This is a genomic window from Methanospirillum sp. (assembly GCF_035406105.1).
GTDB lineage: Archaea > Halobacteriota > Methanomicrobia > Methanomicrobiales > Methanospirillaceae > Methanospirillum.
Genome location: NZ_DAONKG010000170.1, coordinates 1 through 5,429, shown reverse-complemented (window position 1 = coordinate 5,429; position 5,429 = coordinate 1). Strand labels below are relative to the sequence as shown.

Genomic DNA, 5,429 nt, shown 5'->3' with positions numbered 1-5,429 from the left:
GATATGGGATATCCGGGATATCAGGTCCGCATGCTCTCAGAAGTGCAGGGGCAATGGTAGCAATGACTCCATCATAGGGTTCCCCGTTCACCAGCCATCCCTGCTCTTCCCGTGACAGCTGAAGAACCGGGGTATTGGTTCTGATCTCACCCCCATACTGCCGGATTTTCTCTGACAACCGGTCTATGAATGATGAAAATCCCCGCTCAAGGTACCCAAGCCGCTCTCCTCCGGTCCCCCGGTCTGAACGGATGGCAACTCTGCTCACGACCCATGCGGCAGATATGGTATCTGCATTCTGACCAAACTTGGAATTGAGGAGTGGTCTGAAGAATGAGCGGTATATTCTCTCTCCAAGCTGTCCGGTGAGGAATTTTTCTGCGCTGATGGTATCAAGCTGTTCAGGATCATACGATGTGATCTTTTTCGTGAATAGTGCGAGCCTGAATTTGTCAGCGATGGTCAAATGAGGGTACCGGAGAATCTCAAGAGGTGTGGTAAGCGGATATATTCGCCCGTTCTGATAGGTGCCAGTAGATCCGTTTAACCATAAAATCTTCTCTTTCAGACCTAATTCTTCTAAAAGATGTAAAAAATGAGTGTCTCCTGAAAAGAAATGGTGATAGAATTTCTCAATTGCATAGCCCTCCCGGTGATATGATGAGAGTAGGCCGCCTATCTCTGCTGACTTTTCGTAAATTGTAATTTTATGGTCTGGAGAGAGTTTGTATGCGGAAACAAGCCCGGATATGCCCCCTCCAATTATTGCGATCCGCATATTCAGTTATAATCCCTTAGATATTCCCATCCTGCTCATTGAAGAAGCTTTTTGAATCTATAAAGGAAAGATGTACAAAATATTTAGAATTTCGATATTTCATACTACTGGTGTACCTCCATGAAAGTGTTTTTTATAGGATTTGGTCAGGCTGGTGGCAAAATTGTTGACCGGTTCATTGAGTTTGACAAAAGAACCAATGGCAACAGTTTTCGTGCTATTGCAGTAAATACAGCCAGAACTGATCTAATGGGACTGCAGCACCTCGACTTTGAGGATCGTGTCCTGATTGGTCAGACGACCGTCAAAGGTCATGGCGTGGGGACCGATAATGATACCGGTGCCCAGATCACATTTGACGAGATTGATATCATCATGAATGCAATCGATCGCAAGGGCATTGGCGACACCGAGGCATTCATCATCGTGTCAGGACTTGGTGGCGGTACAGGTTCGGGTGGTTCCCCTGTTCTTGCACGACATTTAAAGAAGATATATAAAGAACCGGTGTATGTTCTTGGTATCCTACCAGCACCTGAAGAAGGCCGATTATATTCCTATAATGCAGCACGAAGTCTTGCAACCCTCGTAAAAGAAGCAGATAATGTCATCCTCTTTGACAATAGTGCCTGGAAGAATGAGGGAGAGAGTATCAAAGGTGCGTTTGACCGGTTAAATGACGAGATAGTCCGTCGCTTCGGGTTATTGTTCCGTGCAGGTGAGATCGGTCAGCTGGGGATTGGAGAAATGGTTGTTGACTCAAGCGAGATCATCAATACCCTTCGGGGCGGCGGTATCAGCTCGGTCGGGTATGCTATCAGTGAAGTGATCAATACACCACCGGTTGAGAAAGATCGCGGATTCTTTGATCGGATTATCGGAAGAAAGCAGGTAGAAGAGAGACGTCCTGAAGATAAGCTTCTTGGTGAGGATAAGACCTCACGGATTCTCTCTTTAGTCAGACGGGCGATGCTTGGCCGGCTTACCCTGCCCTGTGAATATACCACGACGAGCAGGGCCCGCGTTCTGGTTGCCGGACCGCCCGACGAACTTGATAGAAAGGGAATTGAGAAGGCCAAGAGCTGGGTTGAGGAGAATATCGCCGGGGTGGAGGTACGAGGCGGAGATTATCCGGCCCAGAGCAGGTTTGTTGCAGCAGTCGTTCTGTTGGCATCCATTGCAGATGCACCACGGGTTACCAACCTCCTTGAGATTGCAAAAGAGACCAAAGCAACATCTGAACGTATTGATGAAGAGAATGTTCTGAAACTGGATGAGAGTATTGAACCACTCTTTGAGTGAGGAAGTTATGAAGACTGGATCATTAATCATCGTTTTAAGCATCATTTTTTGTTTCATTGCCATCCCGGCAATGGCGAGCGTTGAAGTCGGTCATGTGAATGTAAAACCATCCGGTGATCTTGAGTCTGGGAAATCAAATGTCACGGCTGATTTTCAGTTAAGTTTTATCTCGATCGGTGGAGAAACCTTCCCGAGTGACGAGAGTGTTTCACTAAAAACCGAACTCGATAATCCGGTATGGACCTATTCAATCATTCTGGATGGTGTTGAGAACCCCCGGCCCCCGGTCAGTAAAAAACAACTTGACCTCTCCGGCTGGGAACTCTCATATGAGAATGTCGACGAGAGCGTAAAGGTCAATCTAAAGGGTATGGCACCCAAAGTTGACAGTTCACGGGAGATTGAACTGGTCTCGATTAATGTGGCAACACCAGGAGGGAGAGTCAAGGAGACGGTGAAGAATGTCACGGCCTTTGTGACAAATCCTGGAGAACTAAAAGGTGACATTACATCAGTAAAAGAGGCCTACACAAAACTTGAGAAAGACATCGCTCAGAACAAAGCAGATGGGATTGATGTATCAAAGGCAGAGGCAAAGGCAAAGGATGCTCTTAACTCGCTCAACTCAGCCGCGGGTGCTAGTTACTCAAATGCCCAGATCTATATCAAGAATGCAAATACCTTCATCAAGGATGCATACTCGATGCTTGACATGGGTCTTACCCAGAAAGCTATCAAAGATGCAAAAGAGGCTATCGATAAGACCGATGAATGGATTACCTACTTTAAGACTGAAAAGAATCTTGGCAGTGATCCCCGTCTAGCCCCGATAATAACCAAGCGGGAGTTTGCAGCAGAAGATGTAACTGATGCAAAGGATCTGTTTGATGAGGGGAAATATACTGAAGCCAGGAAAAAAGCAGAAGAAGCCTATAAAAAGGCTGATGAAGTATTCCAGGAGACCCAGAGTTTGAATGAAGAACTCGAAGCTGCACCAAAAGGTATGGAATTTCCAGATCTCCCTGGTATCCTCATCTATATTGTCGGGATAATCATCGTTGTTATCGTTGGTTTCGTTCTGCTTCGTATCATGAAGAAACGGGGAGGTAAAGGCGGAGGAAAGGGTGGCGGAGGAAGCTTTGGTTCCCGTGACCGGCCGAAAAAGAAGTCGACTGCACACCAGTACGACGAACTCTTCTAATTTTTTTAACTGATTTAATCGTTCCATAGAGTTTTTCTGCACCGTGGTGGAGGTACATGGTTTCCCTGGGGATTATGGTAAATATATGGAAAACACATACCGCTGTATATGGTGTGCTTAATTGATGGGTAAACAGAACAAAAAAAAGATTATACTATTGATTCTGACTTATTCGACCTGACAAACACATCAAGGTTTACTGTCCCCATCTTTCCGTCCCGAAGGAAGTACCACTCCAGGGCACGGTTCTGATTATCATACAATGAAAACCAGTAACTCAGATGATAGGGCTTTTTCTCATAGCCTGGCAGTGAATCATAACTGTCTGTGTCATGAGTGATGATAACATCCGGCTCTTTCCCGGACCAGACATCCGGGTTGACTTTTTTGCCGTAGAACAGGATTTTATCCCATCTTCCTCCCCGGTAATACCAGGGAAGCGGCAAATAGGAATCTGACGCGACAAACACGGTCCTGGCCGAGTCGATAAGGGCCATTACATCCCGCATATCCTCTGAATTCTGAACCTGAACGATCGGTTCGTTGATGTCTGTTGGTGTAAAACAGACATGCATCGTCATCCCGAGTAAAAAGAGAAGGGTAATGACTCCAGCAATAATCTTTTTCCCCTCTACCCGGTATGATGCCAGCAGAATGACCGGAAACAACTGGTGAATCAAAAGCCAGGGAACCTTTTCTCCGACCCACCCGTAAAAGATCAGAGTTGCAACCGTCCAGAAAACCATGAGACCCATGAACGCTGATGTTCGTGCATCGCCTCTCTCCGGGGCGTCATCTCCTGCTCTGAAATGTCGCACTCCCCTGTCCTTTACCCCCCATTGCCAGGTTCCGAAGATTGCCAGTATAACCAGGGGGATTTCATAGAGAAGGAACATAGCAAGATACCAGTAGGGAGGGCCACAAAGCCGGCACTGGGTATGCATAGAGGTCCAGTGTTCCAGAGCCTTAAATGGTGCATCCCAGAACATCTGAGGATGGTTCAGGAATGATGTATAGAAAAGAAATCCGATTCCTGCTGCGATGAAAACAGCACCCGTAATATCCCGCTTCCAGGACTTTGGAAGCTGGATGCGATGCAGGCAGATCAGGACCATGAAAAAGAGTCCGAATATCAGGATTGCAACCGGCATATCCTCTTTTAAGCACATTCCACATGCTGCTGCAAATCCTGCAAGATATGCGTACCCCGGCCTCTTCCACTCGATATATGCAAGGATTGCAAAGAGGAGAAGGATAGTAAAGAAGAGCTGGAATATATCATGCCTGAGAAACCGGGAAAAATACACCATATCCGGAGAGAATGCAAAAAACAGAGCTGCCCAGATTGCGTGATTTTTCGAGAGCCAGCCGGTCTTATGTATGCCGTACAGGAGCAGTATTATGGCTGATCCGAACAATGCAGGTAATATTCTGACAATAAGATCAGAATCACCAAAAATTCGGAAGGCTCCTGCGGTCAGGTAATACAGCAGTGGACCGTGGTACATGGGATCATACTGATACACCCCTTTAGTCAGGAGTTCATAACTGAACCATGCATGAATCGCTTCGTCATGGTGAAGTAGTTTAAAATTTGGGAGAATAAACCGGACGATACATCCTGCAAGAAATATGATCCCGAAGATCATTTCAACTGAACATTGTGCATATCGTTCCCGTACTACCTGAATATTCATTGTTGTGTAACCTCGGAAGGTATTCCGTACAGTATCATAGACAGGTTTGTTCCTGTATGAAAAAAAGCGTTCAGTAGATATTTCTCTCTCCCATCCGTCCTCAAGAAAAAGGAAAAGAAGGTATCTCCCTGAGGAGGTACTGTGGACGATATTGGGATTATTGCGGCTTGTCTGAAAAGCCGCCCATATGTGTCTCAGCTTTCAAGGACAATCTCAATACCGATGTCCTTTGGTACCTGGGTCCGCATGAGCTGACGGAGAGCACGTTCGTCGGCATCAAGATCAATGAGACGCTTATGAACCCGCATCTGCCAGCGGTCCCATGTAGCTGTCCCTTCCCCATCCGGACTTTTTCTGATGGGTACCACGAGTTTTCTGGTTGGAAGGGGAATAGGACCGGCCAGATTAACACCGGTCCGCTCAGCGATCTCCTTAATCTTTTCGCACACTT

5 protein-coding genes are annotated in these 5,429 nt (G+C 46.5%); 2 read left to right on the top strand and 3 right to left on the bottom strand.

Going from position 1 to position 5,429, the window contains the following annotated elements; translation table 11 throughout:
- Nucleotides 1-778: FAD-dependent oxidoreductase (locus tag PLA23_RS10070; protein ID WP_324475098.1), on the bottom strand; the 778-nt coding region annotated here is incomplete at its 3' end.
- 120 nt (nucleotides 779-898) lie between these two features.
- Between PLA23_RS10070 and PLA23_RS10065 the strand changes: the two genes are divergently transcribed.
- Both PLA23_RS10065 and PLA23_RS10060 read left to right on the top strand, forming a co-directional pair.
- Complete coding sequence (locus PLA23_RS10065; protein ID WP_324475097.1) at nucleotides 899-2,080, top strand: tubulin/FtsZ family protein; 1,182 nt, start codon at nucleotides 899-901, stop codon at nucleotides 2,078-2,080.
- A gap of 7 nt (nucleotides 2,081-2,087) precedes the next feature.
- Entirely contained in the window at nucleotides 2,088-3,281 is a 1,194-nt protein-coding gene (locus PLA23_RS10060; RefSeq protein WP_324475096.1) for a hypothetical protein, read from the top strand.
- A 149-nt stretch (nucleotides 3,282-3,430) separates the two neighbouring features.
- On the opposite strand, the gene PLA23_RS10055 is transcribed toward PLA23_RS10060, so the two are convergent.
- Nucleotides 3,431-4,978, bottom strand: coding sequence for a flippase activity-associated protein Agl23 (locus PLA23_RS10055; protein ID WP_324475095.1), 1,548 nt, complete (start codon nucleotides 4,976-4,978; stop codon nucleotides 3,431-3,433).
- Between the two features lie 194 nt (nucleotides 4,979-5,172).
- Nucleotides 5,173-5,427, bottom strand: coding sequence for a 30S ribosomal protein S10 (gene rpsJ, locus PLA23_RS10050; protein ID WP_324475094.1), 255 nt, complete (start codon nucleotides 5,425-5,427; stop codon nucleotides 5,173-5,175).
- Nucleotides 5,428-5,429: the final 2 nt, after the last annotated feature.

Coding starts and splice junctions, on each gene's coding strand:
- PLA23_RS10065 (WP_324475097.1), top strand. CDS start 899: ATGAAAGTGTTTTTTATAGGATTTGGTCAGGCTGGTGGCAAAATTGTT.
- PLA23_RS10060 (WP_324475096.1), top strand. CDS start 2,088: ATGAAGACTGGATCATTAATCATCGTTTTAAGCATCATTTTTTGTTTC.
- PLA23_RS10055 (WP_324475095.1), bottom strand. CDS start 4,978: ATGAATATTCAGGTAGTACGGGAACGATATGCACAATGTTCAGTTGAA.